The 24,017-nt window shown below is 70.8% G+C and carries 27 protein-coding genes; 13 read left to right on the top strand and 14 right to left on the bottom strand.

Annotated features, from left to right (window positions below):
* The first annotated feature begins 43 nt into the window (after positions 1–43).
* On the top strand, positions 44–1,780 hold the full coding sequence (locus AW271_RS11900; RefSeq protein ID WP_062335895.1) for a S8 family serine peptidase: 1,737 nt from the start codon (positions 44–46) through the stop codon (positions 1,778–1,780).
* Between the two features lie 53 nt (positions 1,781–1,833).
* Here the strand turns inward: AW271_RS11900 and AW271_RS11895 are convergent, their stop codons facing one another.
* Positions 1,834–2,334, bottom strand: a complete 501-nt coding sequence (locus AW271_RS11895; RefSeq protein WP_062335892.1) for a MarR family winged helix-turn-helix transcriptional regulator — start codon at positions 2,332–2,334, stop codon at positions 1,834–1,836.
* Positions 2,335–2,468: 134 nt separating this feature from the next.
* Here AW271_RS11895 and AW271_RS11890 point away from each other — a divergent pair, with 134 nt between their 5' ends.
* Positions 2,469–3,746 carry a hypothetical protein gene (locus tag AW271_RS11890; protein WP_062335890.1) on the top strand — a complete coding sequence of 426 codons (1,278 nt, stop codon included), beginning with the start codon at positions 2,469–2,471 and terminating at the stop codon, positions 3,744–3,746.
* A 73-nt stretch (positions 3,747–3,819) separates the two neighbouring features.
* Positions 3,820–4,461 carry a DUF4230 domain-containing protein gene (locus AW271_RS11885; protein WP_062335887.1) on the top strand — a complete coding sequence of 214 codons (642 nt, stop codon included), beginning with the start codon at positions 3,820–3,822 and terminating at the stop codon, positions 4,459–4,461.
* 46 nt (positions 4,462–4,507) lie between these two features.
* Here AW271_RS11885 and AW271_RS11880 read toward each other — a convergent pair whose 3' ends face one another.
* From AW271_RS11880 to AW271_RS11870, 3 genes are all read right to left on the bottom strand, one after another.
* Positions 4,508–5,401 carry a sulfotransferase family protein gene (locus AW271_RS11880; protein ID WP_062335885.1) on the bottom strand — a complete coding sequence of 298 codons (894 nt, stop codon included), beginning with the start codon at positions 5,399–5,401 and terminating at the stop codon, positions 4,508–4,510.
* A 64-nt stretch (positions 5,402–5,465) separates the two neighbouring features.
* Complete coding sequence (gene meaB, locus AW271_RS11875) at positions 5,466–6,392, bottom strand: methylmalonyl Co-A mutase-associated GTPase MeaB (protein ID WP_062335883.1); 927 nt, start codon at positions 6,390–6,392, stop codon at positions 5,466–5,468.
* Complete coding sequence (locus AW271_RS11870) at positions 6,389–7,558, bottom strand: acetyl-CoA C-acetyltransferase (RefSeq protein WP_062335880.1); 1,170 nt, start codon at positions 7,556–7,558, stop codon at positions 6,389–6,391. The genes meaB and AW271_RS11870 overlap by 4 nt, the downstream gene beginning before the upstream one ends.
* Positions 7,559–7,640: 82 nt before the next feature.
* Here AW271_RS11870 and mce point away from each other — a divergent pair, with 82 nt between their 5' ends.
* Together mce and AW271_RS11860 are read left to right on the top strand one after the other, a co-directional pair.
* Entirely contained in the window at positions 7,641–8,063 is a 423-nt protein-coding gene (gene mce, locus AW271_RS11865) for a methylmalonyl-CoA epimerase (protein ID WP_062335878.1), read from the top strand.
* A gap of 189 nt (positions 8,064–8,252) precedes the next feature.
* Positions 8,253–9,548 carry a DivIVA domain-containing protein gene (locus AW271_RS11860; protein WP_062335875.1) on the top strand — a complete coding sequence of 432 codons (1,296 nt, stop codon included), beginning with the start codon at positions 8,253–8,255 and terminating at the stop codon, positions 9,546–9,548.
* 172 nt (positions 9,549–9,720) lie between these two features.
* Here AW271_RS11860 and AW271_RS11855 read toward each other — a convergent pair whose 3' ends face one another.
* Positions 9,721–10,668 carry a winged helix-turn-helix transcriptional regulator gene (locus tag AW271_RS11855; protein ID WP_062335873.1) on the bottom strand — a complete coding sequence of 316 codons (948 nt, stop codon included), beginning with the start codon at positions 10,666–10,668 and terminating at the stop codon, positions 9,721–9,723.
* A gap of 187 nt (positions 10,669–10,855) precedes the next feature.
* Positions 10,856–11,251, bottom strand: coding sequence for an ATP-binding protein (locus AW271_RS11850; protein ID WP_062335871.1), 396 nt, complete (start codon positions 11,249–11,251; stop codon positions 10,856–10,858).
* Positions 11,252–11,444: 193 nt separating this feature from the next.
* Here AW271_RS11850 and AW271_RS11845 point away from each other — a divergent pair, with 193 nt between their 5' ends.
* Both AW271_RS11845 and AW271_RS38400 read left to right on the top strand, forming a co-directional pair.
* A complete protein-coding gene (locus AW271_RS11845; protein ID WP_083976478.1) occupies positions 11,445–12,650 on the top strand; it encodes a helix-turn-helix domain-containing protein in 1,206 nt (401 codons plus the stop codon).
* Positions 12,647–13,174 (top strand): GNAT family N-acetyltransferase, encoded by a 528-nt coding sequence (locus AW271_RS38400; RefSeq protein ID WP_062335867.1) that lies wholly within the window; start codon positions 12,647–12,649, stop codon positions 13,172–13,174. Before AW271_RS11845 ends, AW271_RS38400 begins: the two co-directional genes overlap by 4 nt.
* On the opposite strand, the gene AW271_RS11835 is transcribed toward AW271_RS38400, so the two are convergent.
* From AW271_RS11835 to AW271_RS11815, 5 genes are read right to left on the bottom strand one after another with little or no spacing between them, the layout of a single operon-like run.
* Complete coding sequence (locus tag AW271_RS11835; RefSeq protein ID WP_062335865.1) at positions 13,155–13,655, bottom strand: hypothetical protein; 501 nt, start codon at positions 13,653–13,655, stop codon at positions 13,155–13,157. The two genes, AW271_RS38400 and AW271_RS11835, sit on opposite strands and share 20 nt — an antisense overlap.
* Entirely contained in the window at positions 13,652–14,413 is a 762-nt protein-coding gene (locus tag AW271_RS11830; protein WP_062335864.1) for an alpha/beta fold hydrolase, read from the bottom strand. Before AW271_RS11830 ends, AW271_RS11835 begins: the two co-directional genes overlap by 4 nt.
* A gap of 4 nt (positions 14,414–14,417) precedes the next feature.
* A complete protein-coding gene (locus AW271_RS11825) occupies positions 14,418–15,125 on the bottom strand; it encodes an alpha/beta hydrolase (protein WP_062335861.1) in 708 nt (235 codons plus the stop codon).
* Positions 15,126–15,141: 16 nt separating this feature from the next.
* Positions 15,142–15,435 (bottom strand): Rv1322 family protein, encoded by a 294-nt coding sequence (locus AW271_RS11820; RefSeq protein WP_062335859.1) that lies wholly within the window; start codon positions 15,433–15,435, stop codon positions 15,142–15,144.
* A gap of 5 nt (positions 15,436–15,440) precedes the next feature.
* Positions 15,441–16,484, bottom strand: a complete 1,044-nt coding sequence (locus AW271_RS11815; RefSeq protein ID WP_062335857.1) for a 3-hydroxyacyl-CoA dehydrogenase — start codon at positions 16,482–16,484, stop codon at positions 15,441–15,443.
* A gap of 56 nt (positions 16,485–16,540) precedes the next feature.
* Here AW271_RS11815 and nucS point away from each other — a divergent pair, with 56 nt between their 5' ends.
* The gene (gene nucS / locus AW271_RS11810; protein ID WP_062335853.1) at positions 16,541–17,203 is read left to right on the top strand and encodes an endonuclease NucS; all 663 of its coding nucleotides are present in this window, start codon (positions 16,541–16,543) and stop codon (positions 17,201–17,203) included.
* A 4-nt stretch (positions 17,204–17,207) separates the two neighbouring features.
* On the opposite strand, the gene AW271_RS11805 is transcribed toward nucS, so the two are convergent.
* Positions 17,208–17,837 (bottom strand): maleylpyruvate isomerase family mycothiol-dependent enzyme, encoded by a 630-nt coding sequence (locus AW271_RS11805; protein WP_062335851.1) that lies wholly within the window; start codon positions 17,835–17,837, stop codon positions 17,208–17,210.
* A gap of 90 nt (positions 17,838–17,927) precedes the next feature.
* On the opposite strand from AW271_RS11805, the gene AW271_RS11800 reads away from it, so the two are divergent.
* The 5 genes from AW271_RS11800 (at position 17,928) to AW271_RS11780 (ending at position 22,090) form a co-directional block, all read left to right on the top strand.
* Positions 17,928–18,758, top strand: coding sequence for an ABC transporter ATP-binding protein (locus AW271_RS11800; protein ID WP_083976476.1), 831 nt, complete (start codon positions 17,928–17,930; stop codon positions 18,756–18,758).
* Entirely contained in the window at positions 18,755–19,552 is a 798-nt protein-coding gene (locus tag AW271_RS11795; protein WP_062335849.1) for an ABC transporter permease, read from the top strand. Before AW271_RS11800 ends, AW271_RS11795 begins: the two co-directional genes overlap by 4 nt.
* An 8-nt stretch (positions 19,553–19,560) precedes the next feature.
* The gene (locus tag AW271_RS11790; protein WP_062335847.1) at positions 19,561–20,757 is read left to right on the top strand and encodes a sensor histidine kinase; all 1,197 of its coding nucleotides are present in this window, start codon (positions 19,561–19,563) and stop codon (positions 20,755–20,757) included.
* Positions 20,754–21,371: a response regulator gene (locus AW271_RS11785; protein ID WP_062335845.1), complete on the top strand. Its 618-nt coding sequence runs from the start codon at positions 20,754–20,756 to the stop codon at positions 21,369–21,371. Before AW271_RS11790 ends, AW271_RS11785 begins: the two co-directional genes overlap by 4 nt.
* Positions 21,372–21,484: 113 nt before the next feature.
* Positions 21,485–22,090 carry a TetR/AcrR family transcriptional regulator gene (locus AW271_RS11780; protein ID WP_245653033.1) on the top strand — a complete coding sequence of 202 codons (606 nt, stop codon included), beginning with the start codon at positions 21,485–21,487 and terminating at the stop codon, positions 22,088–22,090.
* A 146-nt stretch (positions 22,091–22,236) separates the two neighbouring features.
* Here AW271_RS11780 and AW271_RS11775 read toward each other — a convergent pair whose 3' ends face one another.
* Together AW271_RS11775 and AW271_RS11770 are read right to left on the bottom strand one after the other, a co-directional pair.
* Positions 22,237–22,830 carry a response regulator transcription factor gene (locus tag AW271_RS11775; protein ID WP_062335841.1) on the bottom strand — a complete coding sequence of 198 codons (594 nt, stop codon included), beginning with the start codon at positions 22,828–22,830 and terminating at the stop codon, positions 22,237–22,239.
* On the bottom strand, positions 22,827–24,008 hold the full coding sequence (locus AW271_RS11770) for a sensor histidine kinase (RefSeq protein ID WP_169806317.1): 1,182 nt from the start codon (positions 24,006–24,008) through the stop codon (positions 22,827–22,829). Before AW271_RS11770 ends, AW271_RS11775 begins: the two co-directional genes overlap by 4 nt.
* Positions 24,009–24,017: the final 9 nt, after the last annotated feature.

Raw genomic sequence — 24,017 nt, 5'->3', positions numbered from 1 at the left:
GAAATATGAGCTGCGTCCCAGATCTGCCTACAGGGAGGTGGCAGTGAAGCGCAGCATCGTCATCGCGTCCGCTGTGGTGTTAACCGCGGCGGCGCTGACGGCGCCCGCCACGACGGCGCAGGCCCAGGTGCCGACCGTCGCGGCCGACACCGCTAGCGAGTACGTCGTCCTTTACAAGGAGGGCGCCAACACCGCCGAGGCCCAGAAGGCCGTCCAGGCGGCCGGCGGCTCCGTCGTGAAGGTCAACACCGCCGTCGGCGTCGCCACGGTGAGCACCACGAACGCCGGCTTCGCGGCCGCCGTCTCGGCCAGCCCGCTGATCGAGGGGGTCGCCCACAACCGGGTGATCGGCCATGCCCCCGAGGTCAACGCGCGCGCCAAGGCCGCGCTCAAGAAGGTCGTCGAGTCGCGCGCCCTTGAGAAGGAAGGCCGCAACCACGGCGGCCAGATCAACAAGAAGTGGGGCAAGAAGCCCTCCGCCGAGCCGCTCGACGAGGCCCAGTGGGACCTCGACCAGATGAAGGCCAACGAGGCGCACAAGTACGAGACCGGCGACAAGCGGGTCCTCGTCGGCATCCTCGACACCGGCGTCGACGGCACCCACCCCGACATCGCCCCGAACTTCAGCAACCGGCTGAGCCGCAACTTCACCACCGACGTCCCGGTCGACGCCAACGGCGACCCGATCGACGGTCCGTGTGAGGACGAGCCCGACCAGTCGTGCAACGACCCCGCGAACGTCGACGAAGACGGCCACGGCACCCACGTCGCCTCGTCGATCGCCTCGCCGCTGAACAAGCTGGGCATCGCGGGCGTCGCGCCGAACGTGACGATCGTCAACATCCGGGCCGGCCAGGACTCGGGCTACTTCTTCCTGCAGCCCTCGGTCGACGCCCTCACCTACGCCGGCGACATCGGCGTCGACGTCGTCAACATGAGCTACTACATCGACCCGTGGCTGTTCAACTGCGTCGACAACCCGGCCGACTCCCCCGCCGCGCAGGCGGAGCAGGCGACCATCATCAAGGCCACCCAGCGGGCGCTGAACTACGCGCACCGCAAGGGCGTCACCCTGGTGGGCGCGGCCGGCAACGAGGCGATCGACTACACCAAGACCAACGTCGACTCGGGCAGCCCCGACTTCGCCAGCGAGCCGGGAGAGGTCGCCTACGACCGCACCATCCCGCCGAGCTGCATCTCGATGCCGGGTGAGGGCGAGCACGTGATCTCCGTCGCCTCGACGGGCATCAGCAAGCGCAAGTCGTACTACTCCAGCTACGGCAACGGGTACATCGACGTCGCGGCCCCCGGCGGCGACACCTACGACACGCCGGGCAACACCCGTGACGTGACGAAGGCGACCCTGTCGGCCTACCCCGAGTCGCTGGCCCGCGCCAACGAGGAGATCGACGCGAACGGCGTGCCGACGGTCGACTACGTGGTGCGCGACTGCAAGGGCTCGACCTGCGCCTACTACCAGTACCTCCAGGGCACCTCGATGGCCTCGCCGCGCGCCGCCGGCGTCGCCGCCCTGATCGTCAGCAAGTACGGCCGCCCGACGTGGGGCGGCGGCTTCGGCCTCGACCCCGACGTGGTGGAGGCCCGCCTGAAGGCGACCGCGGTCAAGACGCCGTGCCCGCCCGGCGGCAGCTACACCTACACCCGCCACCTGCCGGCGGGCAACACCGTGACCGCGACGCACACCTGTGAGGGCAACACCCTCCGGAACGGCTTCTACGGTTCGGGCATCGTGAACGCGCTGAGGGCCGTGGGCCACTAAGCCCGTCAGCCCTGCCTGAAAGGCCCGTCCCGCCACCGCGGGGCGGGCCTTTCTCACTCGTGGAAGTCGCCGGCCGCCACGCGCAGGGTGCGCAGGTTGGCGAACATCTCCTTGAGGGCCGTCTCGTCGTACATGCCGAGACCGAACTCGGCCCCCATCAGGTCGGCCGTGGCCCCGCGCACGGCCGCGCGCCCGGCGTCGGTGATCTCGGCCAGCACGCCGCGCCCGTCGTGGGGGTTGCGCATGCGCCGGACCAGGCCCGCCTTCTCCAGCCGGTCGACGGTGTTGGTCACGCTCGTCGGGTGGACCATGAGGCGCTCGCCGATCTTCGACAGCGGCAGCGCGCCGGTCCGGCTGAAGGTGAGCAGCACCAGCGCCTCGTAGCGGGCGAAGGTCAAGTCATAGGGCTTGAGCAGCGCGTCAAGTTGCGCGATCAGGATCTGGTGGGCTCTCATGATCGAGGTGACCGCGGCCATGGCGGACGACGGACCGAACCGCTCTCGCCAGGTCTCGGCGGCCCGCTCGATGGGGTCGAACGGCAGGTTGAGGGGCACGCGCCTACCGTAGCGCGGCGATAGTCCGCTTTGGGACTTCACGCACCGTGACCAAACTCAGTCCTTGACCAGAAGAAGCACCCCCCAAACATTACGCTCCGTTATGGTTATCGGGGTTCGACGGGGGGTCCTACATGGGGCGTGAGCACAGGGGCGTGTCACGCGAGGAGCTGAAGCAGAGCGCGGTCGTGACGGTCACCGTGCTGCTCGCCCTCGGTCTGGTGACGGCCTGGACGGTGCTCATCCCCGGGGTGATGGCCTGGGACAACATCGTGATCGCGGTGATCGGCTCGGTCCGGCTGACCGGCCCGGTGGCGTGCGCGTTCGCGGCCTGGGTGGCGGTGCGCAAACGCCGGTCGAAGAACCGCCCCGAGTCGTGGCGGGTGCTGAAGGCCCCGCTGGCGATCCTCGCGGTCGTGACCGGCTCGTTCGGGGCGACCGTGCTGGTGTTGTCGTTGCGGGCCGTCGCCGACGAGCAGGCCGGCAAGCTGCTGCCCAGCGGCCTGACCATGGGCGCGGCCGGTCTGGTGCTGTACGTCGTGCTCGGCTGGGTCATCGGCTGGCTGATCCCCTACTCGATCACGCCGATGCTCGCCGGGTTCACCGTCTACGCCGTCTTCACGTGGATCTCCGGCCGCACCACCTGGGCCGACCGGCTCGCGCCGGGCACCCGCGAGCCCTACGACCTGTTCGAGGGCCTGAGCACCACCGCCTTCGTCGACCAGACCCTCTGGCTGCTGGGCCTCAGCGTGGCCCTGCTCCTGGGCTGGACGGCCGCCGTCACCCGCCACTCGGTGGCGCTGGCGGCGGCGATGGCGGCGGTGCTGACGGCCGGGATCGGGGTGGCCCGGCTGGTGTCCGACCACCGTCCCCACCCCGGCCAGGTGGCCTACTCGTGCCAGGACTGGCCGATCACGGTGTGCGTCCACCCCGGCATGAAAGAGGGCCTGCCCGAGCTGGGCACCACCTTCACCGGCATCGCGGCCCGGCTGAGCGGCACCCCGGCGGCGTTCAACCGGGTCGAGCAGCACTCCCGCAAGACCGGCGAGACCCTCCAGGGCGGGGTGGTGCCGATCCACGTCGACGACCTCGACACCGGCTACGCCGACCGCGCGGCCCGCGAGTTCGTCGAACGCCTGTCGCGGCCGTGCCCGGCGCAACGCTCGGCCGGCTACCGCGAGATCGTGCTGGCCTGGTTGCGCGGCGAGCCGCTCCCGCCGGGCGACTACCCCGAACACCAGACCGCCTCGGCCTGGTTCGCGGTGCTCACCGAGCAGCAGCGCCGCGAGTGGTTGCGCATGTACTACGCCGACTTCGCCAACTGCCGCCTGCAGGCCGCCCACTTCGGCGCGGCGGCGTACACCCATCCCGTGCCGAGCCCCACGGTGATGTCTGGCCCACAGGCGAGGTGAAACGGCGGGCTTTGCGGGAAGATGTCCCACCGTGACCGGACAGACTCGCGCACCGCTCGCTCACCCGGCCCCCGTGAGGCGCGGCCCCCGCCGCGCCTGGCGCTGGCTCGCCGGGTTGTTGTTCGTCGCGCTGCTCCTCGTGGTGGGCGGCCGGCTGGCCTGGACGTGGCTCGACCCGTTCGGGGAGCAGACCATCGACCGCAGCCAGCCCGCGCTGCTGCAGTCGATCCAGAACATGAGCCGCTACCAGGCGGCCACCGGCAACTTCCAGGTCATCGTCGACCTGGAGAAGGACGCCGCCTTCCTGCCCGACGCCGTCAAGGGCACCCGCACCCTGTTCGTCGGCGCCGGCACGGTCGACGCCTACGTCGAGTTCGGCGGCCTCACCGGCGAGGCCGTGTCGGTCTCGGAAGACCGCAAGTCGGTCACCGTGACCCTGCCGCACGCGGCGCTGGAGAAGCCCAGCCTCGACAACAGCCGCTCCTACGTCTACGCGCAGGAGCGCGGCCTCATCGACCGCGCCCAGGACTTCCTGTCGTCGAACCCGCCCGACCAGAAGGAGCTCTACCTGCTGGCCGAGAAGAAGATCACCGAGGCGGCCACGGCCAGCGACCTGCGCAACCGCGCCGACCAGAACACCAAGGCGGCCATCGAGGGCATGCTCAAGGCCCTCGGCTTCACCAACGTCACGGTGAAGTACGGCCCGCAGCCGTAGAGACACGAAAAGGCCCCCGATCGATCGGGGGCCTTTTCCACGAGTGCTAGACGTAGCCCCACTTCTCGGCGACGTCGCGGAGCATCTCGGGGATCTCCTCCGGAGCCGGCAGCTCGCGGCCCGGCTGCACCCGGCCGCTCTGGATCTTGTCGCGCCAGTCGCCGATGCCCTTGGTGAAGTCGGTCGGCTTGTTGTGGCGGCCGTAGTCGAGCATGCCGTCCTCGAACGGGATGCGCAGGCTCGCGCAGAGCGCCCGCAGCTCGTTCTCGGGGTCGGTGGTCAGCTTCTCGTAGGTGATCTCATGGCCGGGCAGGCGGTGACGGGCCTCCTCCAGATACTTCATGTACTGGAAGGTGTGCCGCACCGCCTCGTGCATCGGCCGCTTGACCGGGTCGGCCTCGTGCCACGACCGGGCGATCGAGAGCGGGTGGCGCAACAGGAAGACGAACCGCGCGTCGGGCCAGCAGATCGACAGGCGCTTCCACGCGAACACGTTGCTGGGGGTCTTCTCCACCAGGGTCGGCTTGCCCGAGCGGATCAGCTCCCGGTGCAGCAGCCGGTCCCACAGCAGATGCTCGACGTCACTCTGGTTGTGGCCGAGCGCCACGACGGCCTGGCGGACCGGGTCGGTGTTCAGGTTGGTCGAGATGCGCCGGAAGTGGGTCTCGATGGGCGAGTGCAATTGGGAGTGGCTGTTCATCATCGACCGCAGCAGGGTCGACCCCGAGCGGGGCGGCGACAGGATGAACACCGGCGCGCGCAACAACCGGTCTGATTCCAGGTCGGCGGGGGGACGCGCGACGTCGCCCTCGAGTCGGGCCGGCATCGGGGGCGCCATCGGCTTCGGCGGCGGAGTCGGCCGCACGGGCAACTTCTGGCGCTGGATCGTATAACCGGTCACGCCCTCAAGGGTCGTATTGACCACTTGCTTCCACTTCATGGCTGGCAACGTAGGGACACCAAGTTAATCGAGGGTTAACTTCGACTGGGAAACCTCGAAGACGTCAAAGCTCCGCAATCAAATCGTCAGCCGCAGTATAAGGGTCGGCAAGGCCGTCCAACACGTCTTGGGCGAGGCGATATAGCCGCAGGTCACGGGCCGGATCGCCGAATCTGTCCCGCAATGCGCGCAAGGCGATCGCGGTGATTTCGTCACGGGCCCGCACAAGGCGTCTGGCCCTTCCCTCTCCGGTTTCGCGCAGATGACGCGCGTGGTCGTCGAGCGCTTTCAGAAGGTCGCCGATTCCCTCCTCGCGCACGGCCACCGTCGGCACCACCGGAGGCCGCCACGCGCCGCCGCCGAGCGCGATCATGTTGCGCAGGTCGCGCACCGTCGACTGGGCGCCGTCGCGGTCGGCCTTGTTGACCACGAACACGTCGGCGATCTCCAGGATGCCCGCCTTGGCGGCCTGCACGCCGTCGCCCATGCCGGGGGCCAGCAGCACGATCGTGGTGTCGGCCAGGGCCCGGACGTCGACCTCGGCCTGCCCGACCCCCACGGTCTCGACGAGGACGACGTCGAACCCGGCCGCGTCGAGCACCCGCAGCGCCTGCGGCACCGCCCACGACAGGCCGCCCAGGTGACCGCGCGTCGCCATCGACCGGATGAAGACGCCGTCGTCGAGCGCGTGGTCCTGCATGCGCACCCGGTCGCCGAGCAGCGCGCCGCCGGTGAAGGGCGACGACGGGTCGACGGCCAGCACGCCCACCCGGTCGCCCCGTGCGCGCAGCGCCTTGACCAGCGTGGCCGTCGAGGTCGACTTGCCGACGCCCGGCGAGCCGGTCAGCCCGACGACCCGGGCCCGGCCCGGCGCCCTCAGCAGCTTCGCCGCCTCGCGCAACTCGGCGTCGGAGCCGCTCTCGACCAGCGAGATGAGGCGCGCGACCGCACGGACGTTGCCGGCGCGCGCCTTGTCGACGAGGTCGTTCACGCGGGGACGTTGATGATCAGGGCGTCGCCCTGCCCGCCGCCGCCGCACAGGCCCGCCGCGCCGAGGCCGCCGCCCCGGCGGCGCAGCTCGTGGGCGAGGGCCAGCACGATCCGGGCGCCCGACGCGCCGATCGGGTGGCCGAGCGCGATGCCGCCGCCGTTGACGTTCACCTTGTCGAGGGAGAGGCCGAGTTCCTTGGCCGACTGGAGCACGACCTGGGCGAACGCCTCGTTGATCTCGACGAGGTCGAGCTCGGCGGCGGTGCGCCCCTGCTTGGCCAGCGCCTGCGCGATGGCGTTGGCGGGCTGCGACTGCAGCGAGTTGTCGGGGCCCGCGACGTTGCCGTGGGCGCCGATCTCGGCCAGCCAGGTCAGGCCCAGCTCCTCGGCCTTGGCCTTCGACATGACGACGACCGCGCACGCGCCGTCGGAGATCTGCGACGCCGAACCGGCGGTGATGGTGCCGTCCGCGGTGAACGCGGGACGCAGCCGGGCCAGTTTCTCGGCCGTGGTGTCGGGGCGCACGCCCTCGTCGGTGGTGAACTCGTCGTTCTTGAGGGAGACCGCGACGATCTCGTCGTCGAAGACGCCGTTCTTGATGGCGGCGGCGGCCAGCTGGTGGGACCGGGCGGCGTAGGCGTCCTGGTCCTCGCGGGAGATCTGGAGGCGGGCGTTGTGGCGCTCGGTCGACTCGCCCATCGCGATCTGGTCGTAGGCGTCGGTGAGGCCGTCGAAGGCCATCGAGTCGAGGATCTCGGCGGAGCCGTACTTGACGCCCTTGCGCAGACCCGGCAGGAGGTGCGGCGCGTTGGACATCGATTCCATGCCGCCGGCGACGACGATGTCAAACTCGCCGGCGCGGATGAGCTGGTCGGCCAGCGCGATCGCGTCGAGGCCCGACAGGCAGACCTTGTTGATCGTGAGGGACGGCACGCTCATCGGGACGCCCGCCTTCACGGCGGCCTGACGGGACGGAAGCTGCCCCGCGCCTGCCTGGAGGACCTGCCCCATGATCACGTACTGTACGTCTGAGGGGGCGACACCGGCCCGCTGAAGTGCGGCCTTGATCGCTACGCCGCCCAGCTCGACGGCGGACAGACCGGAGAGGGCGCCGAGCAAGCGGCCGATCGGCGTGCGAGCTCCGGCGACGATGACGGAACCGGACATTGGAGGGCCTCCTACGCGATATGGGGGCGACGGTGTCACCATACCCAGCAGGCTTCAGCGGATAGTCAAGGAGGGCCGGGCAATGTTTCTGCGGATCGACCACGTGGGCATCGCGTGTCACAACCTCGAGGAGAAGATCGCCTTCTACGAGTCGACGTTCGGCCTCGTCGTGGTGAGCCGCGAGGTCAACGAGGCGCAGGGGGTCCGCGAGGCCATGCTCCACGTGGCCGACGGCGAGGGCGGCACGAGCTACGTGCAGCTGCTCGAACCGCTGAGCCCCGAGACGGCCGTCGGCAAGTTCCTGGCCAAGCGCGGCGAGGGCGTACACCACATCGGTTACGGAGTGGAGGACGTCAGCAAGGCAATGGCGGAAATCGCCGCAAATGGTGTCAGGTTGATTGACGAACGCCCACGTCATGGCTCTATGGGTGCCGCAATCGCGTTTCTCCACCCCAAGGATGTGGGAGGAGTGCTGACAGAGCTGGTCGAGGCTCCGAGGCAGTAATGGAACGTAAGAAAGGTTCATACGTAACAAGTCGCGCAGAAAGTCCGTGGAGGCCTCCAACGGCGCACGCTCGGAGTACGCTGGCCTTCCACCGGACGTGGATCCCACCCTATTGGGCTCCTCGCCTCGGATGTCCCAAACCCCCCGTCCGGCCCGTGTAGCCGTCTCGACAACCCAGGATCGAGCCTCATGCAGTCCGACATCGATGCCCAGCTCAACAATTTCTTCGAAGACGCCCCCTCCCGGGAATTCGACGTGGTGCTTCGCGGCTATGACCGGCACCAGGTCCACGACCACTTGAAGCAGCTCGACACCGATTTGCGGCAGGCACGCGAGCAGGTCGGCTCGCTTCAGCGCGAGTTGTCCGACTCGCAGCGTCAGCTGCAGGAGCAGGAGCGTCCGACCTACTCGGGCCTCGGCGCCCGGATCGAGCAGCTCCTTCGTCTCGCGGAAGAGCAGGCCACCGAACTGGTGCAGGCGGCGCGGTCGGAGGCCAACGAGATCAAGGCCGCCGCCAAGGTCGACGCCGCCGACACCCGGGCCGCCGCCGAGAACGAGGCCGCCGAGAAGCGGGCGCTCGCGACGCGTGAGGCCGACGAGATGCGCACGGCCGCCGAGCGCGACGCCGAGGAGATCCGGGGCACGGCCAAGCGTGAGGCCGACGAGCTGACCAACACCACCGAGCGCGAGGTCGCCAAGCAGCGCGCCACGGCCGACCACGAGGTCGCCGAGAAGCGCGCCGACGCCGAGCGTGAGATCGCCAAGCTGCGCACCACCACCGAGCGTGAGGTCGCCCAGCTGCGCGCCAGCACCAAGCGCGAGCGCGACGAGATCCTCACCACCGCCAAGCGCCAGGCCGACGAGATGCGCGCCCAGGCCCAGCGGGTGCTCGAGGAGTCCGAGGCCAAGCGCGCCCAGGACGAGGCCGAGTTCGAGATCCAGCTCGCCAGCCGCCGCGAGGAGGCCGAGCGCCAGGAGGCCGAGCGCCACGCCACCGCGCAGGCCAACACCCAGAAGCTGGTCGCCGAGGCCGAGCAGCGCGCCGCCACCGCCGAGCAGCGCGCCACCAAGGCCACCCAGCAGGCCGAGCAGACCCGGCGCGAGGCCGACACCCACGCCAAGCAGCTGCTCGCCAACGCCCGCAAGAACGCCGACCAGCTGGTCGCCGAGGCCAAGACGAGCGCCGAGTCGATAACGACCGACGCCAAGAACGAGGCCGAGCGCACCCGCACCGCGATGCAGCGCCAGGTCGACGAGCTGACCCGTCAGCGCGACAGCATCACCAGCCACCTCGCCCAGCTGCGTCAGCTGCTCGGCGGCGCCGCCCTCCCGGGCATGGAGCCGGAGCCCGCGCCCGTCGTGGCCGCCCCGGTCAAGCCCGCCCTGTCGGCGGCCCCGCCGGTCGAGCACAAGCCCGTGCCGAAGCCGGCCGAGCCCGTTGCGGCCGCCAAGGCCGACGACGACGCGGAGTGGTGGCAGGAGTAACCACTCGGCATCGACTCGGGGCGAACGGCTGCAGGACATGAGAAGGGCCCGGCGGATTTCCGCCGGGCCTTTTCTCGTCGGTACGACCGGGCGGCGCGGCCGCTTGGCGCCGGCTGCGGCGGGCACCGTCAACGGCGGTCGGCGCCGGCCGGGCGGAGCCGTAACGGAAGACCTAGATCCAGCCCTTGCGCGCGGCCTGCACCCCCGCCTGGAAGCGGCCCGTCGCGCCCAGCCTGCTCAGGAGGGTGGCGATGCGGCGGCGCAGGGTGCGCTCGGACATGCCGAGCTGGCGGAGGATCGCCTCGTCCTTCATGCCGACCGCGAGCAGTTCGAGGATCTGCTGGTCGACGCCGTCGATCGCGCCCGTGCCGTTGCCCCACACCGGGGACGCCTCGCGCCACAGGGTCTCGAAGAGGGCGACCAGGGCGTTGGTCAGGGCGCTGCGTCCGACCACGACCGAGGTGAACCGGACCCCTTCCTCCCGGTCGGTGAGCGGCAGCAGGGCGGTGGAGCGGTCGACCAGGATGAGCTTGATGGGCACCTCGGCCAGGATCCGGGCCTGCTCCCCCACCGCCGTCACCTGGCGGATCTCGTCGAGCTTCTTGGGAATGTCGAGCACCAGCGAGGAGTAGAGCGCCCGCACCCGCACGCCGCGGGCGAGCGCGGCCGACTCGGCGGCGATCGACGTGCCGCTGGTGGCGTAGGGCGGGGTGTCGATGGCGAGGATCTCCTCCTGCGCCTGCGCGAGCAGTTCGGCGACCTTGCGCCCGGCGGCCGCGGCCCCTTCGACGACCTCGATGACCCGCCCGGGATCGGCCCGCAGCAGGCCCTCCTGGAAGTCGGTGGCCAGTTCGTCGGCCTCGACGGCGAGCCGGTCGAGTTCGGCCCGGCGGCGCCTGATCGCCGACCCGATGGCCATGCGGGGATCGGCGGGGCGGAACCCCGAGAGGGGGTCGGACTCCATGAGGCCGGTCTCCTGCAGACGCGCCAGCGCGGCCCCGACGGTCTCGGGGGAGGACTCCAGGCGGCGCGCCGCCTCGTCCGGCGTGATCTTCGGATCACGCAGGAGGAGCCGGTAGAGGCGCTCTTCGAGGGAGCTCAGGCCGATGGCTTCCCACATGGGACAACCTTGGCAGATTCCGGTCACTGACCGGTACCGGCCACCGCATTTCGCGCATTCCGCGCGGATTTCGCGTCATCGTTGAAGCGTCTTCAGACCGGTGGCGCCGGTCCTAGAGGGAGGAAGACAGGTTCGGCCGGCGTTGAGGGAGGCGCCGGCCGTTCTTTTTATCGGCGGGCGCCGGGCCTCACATGGGCGCGTCGACCACCGCGTAGACGACCTTGCCGCCGGTCACGGGCCAGCGGTAGCCCCAGCGCCGGGTCAGCACCCCGACGAGCATGAGCCCCCGGCCGCCGATGTCGTCGGGGCCCGGTTCGAGCAGGCGCGGCGGCAGGCGCTCGCCGTCCCAGACCTCCACGACGACCGCGTCGCCGGCCCGGTAGACGCCCAAGCCGACCTGGCCGCCGGGCTCGCTCACCTTCACCGCGTTGGAGATCAGTTCGGCCGTGACCAGCTCGGTCGTCTCGGCCAGGTCGTCGAGGCCCCAGTCGGCGAGCAGGGCGCGGACCCGGTCGCGGGCCAGGGCGGCCGATCTCGGTTGCGCGGGGAACAGTTCGTATCGCGTCGCGACTTCGAGTGCCATGTGCGCATACCGCCCGCCCGTCGTAAGCCTCGTTCTACGACATTTGCCTCGAGAATTACATTCCGCCGCTTGCCATATGCCTGAGCGTAAGCATCCCTACACTCGGGGTCAGCGTCCATTCACCGGCTGTCCAGTCGTGTCCGGTCAAGGACAGGACAGCGTTCCCCCCTGAGGGCAGGGAGCCGTGCGCACTATGGAGTCATTCGGGGAGGCGCTTCGCCGCCTGAGAGGCGACCTCTCCATTCGTGGCCTCGCCCGCCGGGCCAACTGTTCTCCCAGTTACATTTCCGCGCTCGAATTCGGGAAGAACATCCCGAGTTCATCTGTGGTGTCGGCATTGGACGCCGCACTGGGAGCCGGCGGTGAACTGATCAGGCTGCACGACATGGAGGTGGGTCCGACGGAACGACGAGAGGCGCTCGGCCTGATCGGAATCGTGCTGGGGGGCGCGTCCGGGGCCCTTCCGGCGACCGACGGGCTGGAACGGATCCGGATGCTGGTCGAACGCCGTCTGGGCGGCCCCGACCTGGGGTTCTGGGAAGAGGTCGCGTGGGAACACGCCCACGGCGTCGGCGCCCACCCGGCCACCGACGGAATAGGGCGTCTGTCGGCCGACGTCCTGGCGCTGGAGACGGCGCTGACCCACGTCAAGGGCACCCCGCCCGCCTGGGCCCGGGTGCGCACCCGGCTGCTCTACCTGCTGGCCTACGCGCTCGGCTCGGCCGGGCGGGAGCACGAGTCGCGGCACTGGTGGGCCGCCGCCCGCCGCGCCGCCGTCGACGCCGGCGACGACATGCGCAGGTTCGTCGCCGCGCAGGAGGCCATCCAGGCCCTGTACGAGAAGCGGCCCCTCACCCTGGTGCTCTCGCGGGCCGGAGAGGCTCTCGCCGACGACCGGCCGTCGGTGGCGAGAGCCCGCGCCCTGGGCGCGCGGGCGCACGCGAACGTGCTGCTGGGCGACCTCGCGGCGGCCTACGCCGACCTCGACGAGCAGGCCCGGGTCTTCGACCGCTTGCCCGCCGACGTGACCGGCGACGCCGCCTCGGCCGAGGGCTGGCCGGTCACCCGCCTGCTGCACAGCCGCTCCCTCGTCTACACCCTGGCCGGCCACCCCGGCGCCGCCGACGCCCAGGCCGAGGCCGTCGCGGCCTACCCTTCGGGCGTGATCAGGCCGGTCGCCCAGATCAGGCTGCACGAGGCGATGTCGGCGGTACGCGGCGGCGAGGTCGAGGCCGGCCTCGCCCACGCGGAGCGGGCACTGGCCGTCGCGCAATCTGCCGGATATTCCCACTATGTGGGGCAACTGGCGACTATGGTCGCGGATCAGGCCCCCGCCGGACACGAGGCACTGCACTCCTTCCGCGACCGGGTCGCCGGCTTACGCGGAGGCATCTCGTGAACGTCATCTTCACCCACCTGACCGGCCCCGACGCGGCCGTCGTCGTCGACGACGACTACACCGCCGTCTACACCCTCATCAGGGCCGAACCCCCGTACAACTCGGGCCCCCTCTACCACCCCGACCGCTATCGCGACCGCACCGGCAACCAGCTCGACCGGCCCGGATTCACGCTCGTCGCGGTCGAAGACGGACAGACACTCGCCGGATTCGCGTTCGGTTTCACCATGCCCGCGGGGCGCTGGTGGGGCGGCGACACGACACCGGGCCCGCCGGAGGTCGTCGCGGCCGACAAGTTCGCGGTCATCGAACTGAACCTGCGGGTGGAATATCGCGGCCGGGGAATCGGCCGACGCCTCCTCGCCGAACTGCTCGACGGGCGCACGGAGCCTTACGCGACGTTGTTGTCGCTGCCCGAGGCGGCCGCCCACGACATCTACGAGCACTGGGGCTGGAAGGTGGCGGGCACCTGCCGCCCGGCCCCCGACACGATGCTGGCCGACGTCATGGTCCTGAGACGCTGAACGGGATCTGCTCGGCGACCACTTTCCGCCAGTGGGCGTCGACGATGGCGCCGGGCTCGACCGCGATGTCGCCGTAGGGGGTGGCGATCAGGTGGTGGCCGTCGGCCCGCATCACGGCGAGCACGTATTCGTGCCCGACAGTGAGGAGGGCGTCGTCCTCGACCAGTTTCAGGGTGTTGGAGAAGGGTTCGTAACCGCCTCGCTGGCCGACGGTGACCATGGCCGGAAGGTCGCCCTTGTAGTCGGCGAGCACTTCGACCGTCCACAGCGTCACTGGCATGTCGGCAATGATCTGCCCCTCTCTGGCCACCACCCGGCCGCGGAAGACGTGGTCGGCGATTCCGGCGAGCCGCCGCTGGTCGCGGCCGTCGACGACGTACCTCGGCTGGATCTCCTGGACGTGGAACGGACGCAGCACCGCCACCGCGCCCACGCACAGGCCCCCGACGACCACTCCGGCGGCGAAGGAGCCGAACCTCACGACAGGTCGGTGAGGAAGGACGTCACGGCGCGGTTGAAGGTCTCCGGAGTTTCGATCGCCGACAGGTGGCCCGCGTTGCCGATCACCACCAGACGGGCGTCGGGGATCGCCTTGGTCATGGCCTCGACCTCGGCGGTGGGGATGATCTGGTCTTCGTCGCCCGCGATGACCAGGGCCGGGACCGTCAGGCCGCGCAGAGTGTCGAAGGAGTCGGGGCGGGCGGCCATCGCGCGCTGGGCCCAGGCCGCCGCCTGTGCCGGGGCGGCGCCGACGAGGCCGCGGACCCGGCCGACGACCATGGCGCGGCGCTCCAGCGACGTCGCGCCCAGCAGGTTGGGCACCGTGTCGAGGAGGTCGCCGCCGTCGAGGAGGCGGCGGGCGACCGTCTCGCGGTTGGCGGCGGCCTCCGGGGTGTCGGGAGCGGCCTTGGTGTTGGCCAGGATCACCCCGGCGAGGCGCGACGGGTGGCGGCGGGCCAGGGCCATCGTCACGTAGCCGCCCATCGACAGGCCGCCGACGACGGCCTTCTCCAAGCCAAAGGTGTCGAGGAGTTCGGCCACGTCGTCGGCCATGGCGTCGAGCGACGGTTCGTCGTCGCCGAGCCGGGAGCCGCCGAAGCCGCGCAGGTCGGGCGTGACGACCTGGCAGCCGGCGGCCAGGCCGCCGCGCTGGGCCAGCCACATGGCCGACGACAGCGGGAAGGCGTGCAGCAGCACGAGGGGGAGGCCCGTTCCGGCCGTCCGGGTGTACAACTTCACGTCGTCACGGTACTTCGGTGGCGAGGGGCGCCGCCGCCGGGTTGAGCCTCTCGACGATGTGGTTCAGCACGATCCGGACGTACGGCTCGCCCACCCACAGGTGTTTGGCGCCGTCGACGCCGACGACCTCGGCCTGCGGCACCCGCTTGAAGCGGTCGGCCGCCTCGGCGGGGCGCAGGTAGTCGTCGAACTCGGGCACCAGGGCGACCAGCGGCCGGCCGAACTCGGCCCAGGCGTCGAGGTCGGCGTCGCCGGCCCGCTTGAGCGGCGGCGACAGCAGGATCGCGCCCTCGACCAGCGGGTCGCGGCCCCAGCGCAGCGCCAGTTCGGTGCCGAACGACCAGCCGAGCAACCACGGCCGGGGCAGGTCGTTGAACTCGGCGTACTCCAGCGCGGCGGCGACGTCGAGCCGCTCCCCCACGCCGTCTTCGAACTCGCCCTGGGAGGCGCCGCGCTCCGAAGAGGTGCCGCGGGTGTTGAACCGCAACACCGCGATGTCGGCGAGGGCAGGCAGCCGGAACGACGCCTTGCGCAGCACGTGGCTGTCCATCATGCCGCCGTGGGTCGGCAGCGGGTGGAGGCAGATCAGCGTGGCGACCGGCGGCGCGCTCTCGGGCAGCGCCAGCTCACCGACCAGGGTCAGCTCGTCGGCGGTCTGCAGCTCGATGTCGGTGCGGCGGGCCGGCAGCACCGTCGACGCCCGGATCTCCACTGTGGTCGTCTCCTTCTCAGTAGCGGGTGCGGCCGGGGCCGCGGTTGAGGCGGTTGCGCCAGCAGGCGGTGTGCCAGTGACGGCGCTCCTCCTCGCCGCCGGCCCAATGGGGCCAGCTCACGATGTGGGGCATGCCCGGGCGGATCGACTGGTCGCAGCCCGGGCAGCGGTAGGGCCGGTCGGCGGAACCGCCGGTGACCGTGCGCACCACCCAGTCGCCATCGGCCGCCTCTTCGACGCGGTCGATCCCGGCAGGGCGGATCGGCCCTTTGGGGGACTCGTCGGCGCGGCGGGCGCGGCGGGGGCTCATACGTCCTATTCTTCCAGCTCGGGAAAACTGTCGAGCGAGCGCATCCGCAGGGCCGCGATGGTCTCGAACGGCCCCGACCGATAGCCGCAGCCGAGCTTCATGGCCTCGTCGATGTCGTCGTGGGAGGCGTAGCCGCTGTTCGCCATCTCGATGGCGTCGACCAGATAGGGCCGCAGTAGCACCATGGCGTCGAAGCCCTCCTCGGTGCCCGGTTTCCCGTCGTAGAAGCCGCCGCCCGTCTTGCGGCCCAGGCGGCCCTGCTCGACGAGCTTCCTGAGCGACCGCGCGGGCTCGTGACGAGGGTCGCCGCCGTCGCGGTACAGCACGCCGCAGATCTCGTACGCCGTGTCGAGCCCGATCAGGTCGAGCAGGGCGAAGGGCCCCATCGGCAGCCCGGCCTGGACGACCATCGCGGTGTCGATCGCCTCCTTGGAGGCCACCCCCTGGTCGAGCAGCTGACAGGCGTGGTTGAGGTAGCCGAGCAGCAGCCGGTTGACCACGAAACCGGGCTGGTCGCCGACGACCACCGGGCGTTTGCCGATCCGGCGGGCGAGGTCGGCGACCTCGCCGGTGACGGTGCTGTGGGGCGTGCCTACGACCTCGACCAGCCGCATGACCGGCGCGGGGTTGAAGAAGTGCAGGCCCACCACCCGCGACGGCCGGCCGGTCGCGGCCGCGAGCTCGGTGACCGGCAACGAGGAGGTGTTGGTGGCCAGGATCGCCGACGGCTCGCAGATCCGGTCGAGGTCGGCGAACAGCGGCAGCTTGAGCTCGATGAGCTCGGGGATCGCCTCGACGACCAGGTCGGCCCCGGCGAAGGCGGCCCGGTCGGTCGACAGGGTGACGCGCCCGAGGATCGCCTCCCGCTCCTCGGCGGTGAGCCGGCCCTTGGCGACGGCCTTCCCGGTCGAGCTCTCCAGGTGCCCGCGCCCCCGCGCCAGCGCCGCCTCGTCGGCCTCCACGCCGACGACCGCGAGCCCCGCGCGGGCGAACACCTCGGCGATGCCCGCCCCCATCGTGCCGAGCCCGGCCACGCCAACCGTCTCCACGAGACCACCTCCGGCTCCGAGTCTCCCAGAGCCGCGTTCGCCGGTAAGGTTCGGGCATGCGGCTGGTCATCGCGCGATGCAGCGTGGATTACGTGGGACGGTTGACGGCACACCTGCCGATGGCGCCCAGGCTCATCCTCATCAAGGCCGACGGCAGCGTGTCGATCCACTGCGACGACCGCGCCTTCAAGCCCCTGAACTGGATGAACCCGCCTTGCAAGATCCGCGAGGACGAGGGCCTCTGGACGGTCACCCACAGCAAGACCGGCGAGAAGCTGATCCTCACGATGGACGAGATCATGCACGACTCCAAGCACGAGCTCGGCGTCGACCCCGGCCTGCAGAAAGACGGCGTGGAGGCCCACCTGCAGGAGCTCCTCGCCGAGCACATCACCACCCTGGGCGCGGGCTACACGCTGGTCCGGCGTGAATACATGACCGCGATCGGCCCGGTCGACATCCTCTGCCGCGACCAGAGCGGCGCGACGGTCGCCGTCGAGATCAAGCGCCGGGGCGAGATCGACGGCGTCGAGCAGCTCACCCGCTACCTCGAACTGCTCAACCGCGATCCCCTGCTCGCGCCGGTACGCGGCGTCTTCGCCGCCCAGGAGATCAAGCCCCAGGCCAAGGTGCTGGCCATGGACCGGGGCATCGACTGCGTGACCCTCGACTACGACGGCCTGCGCGGCATCGAGCCCGAGAACCCCACGCTCTTCTGACGCCTCAGCCCGAGCGGTCGCGCAGGGTGGCGACGCCGGGGCCGTCGAGGTCGTCGAGGAAGGCCGCGCGGCCGGTCATGGCCATGATGAGCGCCAGGGTCGGCCCGGTGACGAGCGCGCCCGAGCCGGTGGCGAAGCCGCCGTCGTCCGCCTGCAACCGCAGGCCGCCGATGCGTCCCTTGGCCTCGACGACCATGTCGCTGCCCGCGTAGTAGTCGGCCACCAGCGTCAGGGTCGCGATCGGGCTCTCATGGCCGAGGCCGAGGGGGCGGCGGATGTCGGCGCCGTGCACGATCGCCTCCCCCAGCACCGCCTCGACCGGGATCGGCGCCTTGACGGTGCTGGTCACCACCCGGCGGAACCGGTCGAGCGTCTCCTGCGGTGAGGCGCCGAGCTGCTGGGCCAGCCGGTAGGCGACCATCGCGTCGAAGTCGAACCGCTTGCGGAGCACCCCGGCCATCCACCGGACCGGGCCGAGGCTCGCCCCGGCGGTGAGGTGGGCGAGCACCTCGCGTACGGTCAGGCCGGCGCACAACGACGGGGTCGCCCAGCGGGCGTCGTCGAGGCCGGCGAGATCGCCGGCGAGGGCGGCCCGCTCCGCGTGCACCAGTGGCCAGATCTCCGACTTCGTCACCCCGCCACCCTAGATGTCCATCGTTCGGAGGACATCCCGGTCGACCGGGAGGAGGTCCCCGGGACGCGGCGATTCGCCGACGCTTTACCCATGACGACAACGATCCACGTTCGCGGCCTGACCAAGCGTTACGGTGAGGTCCAGGCCGTCGGGGGCCTGGACCTCGACATACACACCGGCGAGGTGTTCGCCATCCTCGGCCCCAACGGCGCCGGGAAGTCCACCACGGTCGAGATCCTCGAGGGTTACCGCAAGCGCGACGCCGGCGAGGTCTCCGTCCTCGGCGTCGACCCGGGGCAGGCGACGACGGCGTGGCGGGCCCGGGTCGGCATCGTGCTGCAGACCGCCAACGACGCCGCCGAGCTCACCGTCCGCGAGACGGTCCGCCACTTCGCCCGCTACTACCCCGACAGCAAGGACCCCGACGAGGTCATCGACAAGGTCGGGCTGAGCGAGAAGGCCGGCGCCCGGATCCGCCAGCTCTCCGGCGGCCAGCGCCGGAGGGTGGACGTCGCCCTCGGCATCGTCGGCCGCCCCGAGCTGCTCTTCCTCGACGAGCCCACGACCGGCTTCGACCCGGAGGCCCGCCGGCAGTTCTGGGACCTCATCAGGTCGTTGTCCGCCGAGGGCACCACGATCGTGCTGACCACCCACTACCTCGACGAGGCCGAGGCGCTCGCCGACCGCGTGGCGGTCATCGCGAAGGGGCGCATCGTGGCCGAGGGCACCCCCGGCACGCTGGGCGGGCGCGCCACCGCGAGCGCCCGGGTCACCTGGGCGGACGGGCACGCCGAGACCGACACCCCCACCGCGCTGGTGCGCACCCTCGCCGACAAGTACGACGGCGAGATCCCGGGCCTGCAGGTCGTGCGGCCCTCACTCGAAGACATCTACCTGGACCTGATCGGGGACGCCCAGTGACCGCCACCCTGACCATCGGCCTCGCCCGCGCGTCGCTGGAGACCAAGCTCTTCTTCCGCCAGCGCGACGCCGTCATCTTCACCTTCTCCTTCCCGATCATCCTGCTGGTCCTGTTCGGCTCGATCTTCGAAGGCGACCTGGAGGGCACCGGCATCACGGTCGCCCAGCTCTACTCGGCCGGCCTGATCGGCGCCGGCGTGATGGGCGTGGCGTTCCAGAACCTCGCGATCGGCATCGCCATCGACCGCGACGACGGCACGCTGAAGCGCCTGGCCGGCACCCCGATGCCGCGCGCGGCCTACTTCGTGGGCAAGCTGGTCAGCTCGCTGGTGCTCTCGGCGATCGAGGTGGCGCTGCTGCTGGCGGTCGCGGTGCTGCTGTTCGACCTCGAACTTCCCACCGATGTCACCCGATGGGCGACACTGGTCTGGGTGCTCACGCTCGGCCTGGCGGGCGCGGCTCTCCTGGGCATCGCGGTCAGCAGCCTGCCCCGCAACGCCAAGAGCGCCGCCGCCGTGGTCTCCATGCCCTACGTGCTGCTCCAGTTCATCTCCGGTGTCTACATCCCCTTCACGGAGCTTCCCTCATGGCTGAACGACGTCGCGGCGCTCTTCCCGCTGAAGTGGATGTGCCAGGGCCTGCGGTCGGTGTTCCTGGGCGACGCGGGGGCGGCCCTGGAGCTGACGGGGTCGTACGAGCTGCCGAAGGTGGCGCTGGTGCTGGGGCTGTGGCTGGTCGGCGGGCTGGTGCTCTGCCTGGCGACGTTCCGGTGGACCAACCGCGGCGAAAGCTGAGGGCCTTCATGGGCAGGCGGCCCGAGGTGCGGGCCGCCTTCCCCGAGGAGACCAACGCGTGGGAGTCGTTCCGGGGCTGGGAGATCCTCTTCGGCCTGGCCTGGACGACGGCCGTGCTCTTCGTCGTGTACGACGAGGAGGCCACCCCCGTGAAGCGGGCCGTCACCATCGGGCTGATGCTCCTGTGCGCGGCGGCCTACCTCCTCATGGGCCGGAGCCTGATCATCGGCGACCAGGAGGACAGCCCCCGGGCGATCCTCTACGTCGCCCTGCTCTGCCTGGCGTTCATCCCGGCGACGCTGATCGTGCCGAACGCGTCGTTCGGGTTGTTCACCCTGTGCCCGCAGGTGTTCATGCTGCTCAGCGGCCGGCTGGCGGCCGCGACGGTGGTGCTGCTCAACGTGTCGCCCGTGGCGTGGTTCATCGGGCAGACCGATCTGGAGTTCCCCGACCTGGTCCGGTTCACCGGCACCACCCTGATCGCGCTGACCTTCTCGCTGGTGTTCGGGCCGTGGATAACCCGCATCATCCGCCAGAGCGCCGAGCGGGCCGACCTGATCAGGCAGCTGGAGGCGAGCGAGGCCGAGGTGACGCGGCTCTCCGTCGAGAAGGGCGCGCTGGCCGAGCGCGAGCGGCTCGCCGGGGAGATCCACGACACGATCGCCCAGGGGTTCACCAGCATCATCATGCTGATCCAGGCCGCCCAGTCCGGGCGCGATCCGGCGCGGCACCTCCATCTGGCCGTACAGACGGCCCGGGAGAACCTGGCCGAGGCCCGCGCGCTGGTCGCGGCGCTCAGCCCGGCGCCGCTCGACGGCTCGACCCTCGACGACGCGCTGCGGCGGCTCTCGCTGCGGCTGGCCGAGGAGCTCGGCGTCGCGGTGGCGCACTCGGTCGAGGGCGAGTCGCGCAAGCTGCCGCCGAGCAGCGAGGTGGTGCTGATCCGGACCACCCAGGAGGCGCTGGCCAACGTCCGCAAGCACGCCGGGGCCTCCTCGGTCCGGGTGACGCTCGGCTATGGCCGTAATGACGTCACTTTGACCGTCGCGGACGACGGCGTCGGCTTCGACCCCGCCGCCGGAACCGGGTTCGGGCTGCGCGGGATGCGCGCCAGAATCGAACAGCAGGGCGGCCGCCTCGACCTCGTGAGCGCGCCCGGCGAAGGGGCCACGGTCCACGTGACCCTGCCGATGGGAGAGAGATGATCCGGCTCATGATCGTGGACGATCACCCGGTGGTCCGCGAGGGCCTGCGCGGGATGATCGACGGCAACGAGGGCATCACCGTGGTCGGCGAGGCCGGCTCGGGCGACGAGGCGGTCGTCCGGGCCCGCGAACTCACGCCCGACGTGGTGCTGATGGACCTGCGCATGCCCGGCGGCGACGGCGTGGGCGCGACCAGCCGGATCCTCGCGGGGCAACCGGGCGCCCGGGTCATCGTGCTGACCACGTACGAGACCGACCAGGACATCGTGCGGGCGGTCGAGGCGGGCGCGGCCGGCTATCTGCTGAAGGACACCTCGCGGGCCGACCTGCTGGGCGCGATCAAGGCGGCGGCGCGCGGCGAGACGGTGCTCTCCCCCAGTGTGGCGACCCGGCTGGTCACCCGAATGAGGGCGCCCGTAATCGAGTCGCTGTCACCCCGGGAGACCGAGGTACTGTCTTTGGTGGCGCGCGGGCTGACCAACGCGGAAATCGGGCGGGAGTTGTTCATCAGCGAGACGACCGTGAAGACCCACCTGCTGCGGGTGTTCGGGAAGCTGGGCGTCTCCGATCGCACCGCCGCCGTCACCACCGCGCTCAACCGCGGTCTGCTTTAGTGACATCCGATAACCAACTTGCATAAAAGAAGCTAATTTCCCGATACTTCCGTTAAAAAGATCTTGCGTCCATAATGGTGCCTTCTGGGGGGCCAGGACGGCGAGGTGAAACGGTGACGGGACGAGAATATCGGGGGATGTCGGCGGCCGAACGGGTCGCCGACCGCCGGGAGCGGCTCATCAGCGCCGCTTACGGCCTGTTCGCCAATCCCGGCTTCCACGCGACGACCATCGAACGGCTCTGCTCGACCGCGCACATCTCCAACCGCGCGTTCTACGAGTGCTTCGCGGGCCGCGAGGAGCTGATGCGCGCCGTCTACGAACGCTGCGTCGACGACACCCTCAACGCGGTGGGCGCCGCCATAGAGGACGCCCCGCCCACCCTCGAAGGGCGCATCGTCGCCGGGATAACGGAGTACGTGCGCTTCGTGACGCTCGACGTCCGCCGCGCCCGCATCATGCACTTAGAGGTGCGCCGCGCCGGCGACGTCCTGTCGGGGTCGCGGCAGAAGGCGGTCGCCGGGTTCACCCACATGATCGAGAGCTCGCTGAAGGGGCTGCAGGAAGAGCTGCCCGCCGAGCTCCACCTGCTCGCGCTGGCCTTGATAGGGGCGCTCACCGAGTTGCTCATCGAGTGGGTGCTGTCGGACGACCGGCCGGAGAAGGATCTGCTGGTCGCCACCGCCGTGCACGTGTTCCGGCGGTCGTTCCAGAGCTGATCGCACATCCGCGGCCCCTGGCCCCGACAGGCCAGGGGCCGCAAATATGTGAACACCGGGACCGGCGCCCCGGAGCGGGCGAAACGAGATCGCGTTCCGTAGTCACACCATGACACAGAAAGCCGTCACGAGCCCGGAACGACCCGTCAGATCCAGCCCATGTCCTGAGCCGTCCGGATCGCCCCGATGCGGTTGACCGCGCCCAGCTTGGCGATCGCGTTGGACAGGTAGTTGCGCACCGTGCCCTCGCTGAGGTGCAGGGACGCGGCGATCTCGCCGACCGAGGCCCCCGAGGCGGCCAGCGCGAGGGCGTCGCGTTCGCGGTCGGTCAGCGGCGACTCCCCGGCCATCATCGCCGAGGCGGCCATCTCGGGGTCGAGGTAACGGCCGCCGGCGTGCACCTTGCGGATGGCGGCGGCCAGTTCGTCGGCGGAGGCGTCCTTCGGGACGAAGCCGCGCACCCCCGCCGCCAGCGCGCGGCGCAGGTAGCCGGGACGGCCGAAGCTGGTGAGGATCAGCATCGCCTGACCGGGCATCGACTCGGCGACGCTCAGACCGTCGAGGCCGGGCATCTCGACGTCGAGCACCAGCACGTCGGGCGCGTGCTCGGCCACGGCGGGCCCCACCAGGTCGCCCCTGCCGACCTGCACCACGACGGTGATGTCAGGCTCCAGGTCGAGCAGGGTGGCGATGGCCTGCCTGATGAGGTGCTGATCGTCGGCCAGCAGGACCCTGATCACGACCGGCCCGCCAGCACCGGTTCGCGCGCCGCCGGGGCGGCCGCCCGCAACACGAAGCCGCCCTTCCGGTCGGGCTCGGCCGTCAGCTTCCCGCCGACCGCGCCGAGCCGCTCGGCCAGCCCCGCCAGGCCACTGCCCTCGCCGTTCTTGACGGCGTCCTTCTGGACGCCGTTGTTGCGCACCTCGAGGATCGTCTCCTCCGGCGTGAGCCGCAGGGTGATCTCGCAGGTGGTGGCGGTGCTGTGGCGCAACACGTTGGTGACGGCCTCGCGGACCACCCAGGCGAACACCGGGGCGGTGTCGCCGGGGGCCTCGCGGTAGGGCAGCTTGAGGTCGCAGGCGATGCCGGCCGCCTCCAGCACCCCCCGCACGCTGGCCAGCTCGGCCGTCAGGTCGAGCTGGCGGTAGCCCTTGACGGCCTCGCGCAGCTCGCGCAGGGCGGTGCGGGCCAGGCCGCGCACCTCGGCCATCTCGGCGCTCGCCGGGGTGTCGCCGCCGAGCCGGACGGCCAGTTCGCTCTTGACCGCGATGGCCGAGAGCTGGTGGCCGACCAGGTCGTGGAGGTCGCGGGCGAACCGCAGGCGCTCCTCGGCGACCGCCAGGCGGGCCTGCGCCTCCCGGCCCTCGTGGGCCTCCTCGGCGATGCGCCAGATCCACACCCACAGGCGGTTGGCCCAGGGCAGCGTCGCGCACATCAGCGCGGTGTAAGCGAAGGAGCCCACGAGGATCCCGGCCTGGGTGGCCGGGTCGGCCTCGGCCGTGAACTGGAGCATCTGGTAGCCGTTGAGCGGCGCCATCACCACCAGGGTGGCGACCGACAGGATCCAGGCGGTGCGCACCCGCACCCCGATCGCGGCGACCGACAACCAGGCGAAGGCCACGAACGACCACGAGGTCGGGGCGCCGGTGCCGATCACCGCCACCGCCAGCGCGATGACGGCCCCGGCGATCAGCTCACGCTGGGCGTAGCGCCGGTCGAGGATGGCCTTGGTGACGCGGAGGAACAACACGCTGAACACGACCACGAGGGCGAGCGAGGGGCCGAGCCGCCACCAGTCGAACGGCCCGTTCTCCTGCCCGCTGACCAGGCCGAGCGCGACGACGAACCAGACCAGCCCAAGAGTCGTGTTGAGCGTCCACCGGACGACCCGTCGGACTCTTTTGATCGCTTTGTCCATCATCGCCTG

Source organism: Herbidospora sakaeratensis (genome assembly GCF_001570525.1).
Taxonomy (GTDB): Bacteria; Actinomycetota; Actinomycetes; order Streptosporangiales; family Streptosporangiaceae; genus Herbidospora; species Herbidospora sakaeratensis.
Note: the sequence above shows the minus strand (reverse complement) of the source record. Positions and strands in the feature narration are given on the sequence as shown.

Coding starts and splice junctions, on each gene's coding strand:
- AW271_RS11800 (WP_083976476.1), top strand. CDS start 17,928: ATGACGACAACGATCCACGTTCGCGGCCTGACCAAGCGTTACGGTGAG.
- AW271_RS11880 (WP_062335885.1), bottom strand. CDS start 5,401: ATGAAGTGGAAGCAAGTGGTCAATACGACCCTTGAGGGCGTGACCGGT.
- AW271_RS11870 (WP_062335880.1), bottom strand. CDS start 7,558: ATGTCCGGTTCCGTCATCGTCGCCGGAGCTCGCACGCCGATCGGCCGC.
- AW271_RS11855 (WP_062335873.1), bottom strand. CDS start 10,668: ATGTGGGAAGCCATCGGCCTGAGCTCCCTCGAAGAGCGCCTCTACCGG.
- AW271_RS11770 (WP_169806317.1), bottom strand. CDS start 24,008: ATGGACAAAGCGATCAAAAGAGTCCGACGGGTCGTCCGGTGGACGCTC.
- AW271_RS11790 (WP_062335847.1), top strand. CDS start 19,561: ATGGGCAGGCGGCCCGAGGTGCGGGCCGCCTTCCCCGAGGAGACCAAC.
- AW271_RS11860 (WP_062335875.1), top strand. CDS start 8,253: ATGCAGTCCGACATCGATGCCCAGCTCAACAATTTCTTCGAAGACGCC.
- AW271_RS11845 (WP_083976478.1), top strand. CDS start 11,445: ATGGAGTCATTCGGGGAGGCGCTTCGCCGCCTGAGAGGCGACCTCTCC.
- AW271_RS11890 (WP_062335890.1), top strand. CDS start 2,469: ATGGGGCGTGAGCACAGGGGCGTGTCACGCGAGGAGCTGAAGCAGAGC.
- mce (WP_062335878.1), top strand. CDS start 7,641: ATGTTTCTGCGGATCGACCACGTGGGCATCGCGTGTCACAACCTCGAG.
- AW271_RS11785 (WP_062335845.1), top strand. CDS start 20,754: ATGATCCGGCTCATGATCGTGGACGATCACCCGGTGGTCCGCGAGGGC.
- AW271_RS11820 (WP_062335859.1), bottom strand. CDS start 15,435: ATGAGCCCCCGCCGCGCCCGCCGCGCCGACGAGTCCCCCAAAGGGCCG.
- AW271_RS11850 (WP_062335871.1), bottom strand. CDS start 11,251: ATGGCACTCGAAGTCGCGACGCGATACGAACTGTTCCCCGCGCAACCG.
- nucS (WP_062335853.1), top strand. CDS start 16,541: ATGCGGCTGGTCATCGCGCGATGCAGCGTGGATTACGTGGGACGGTTG.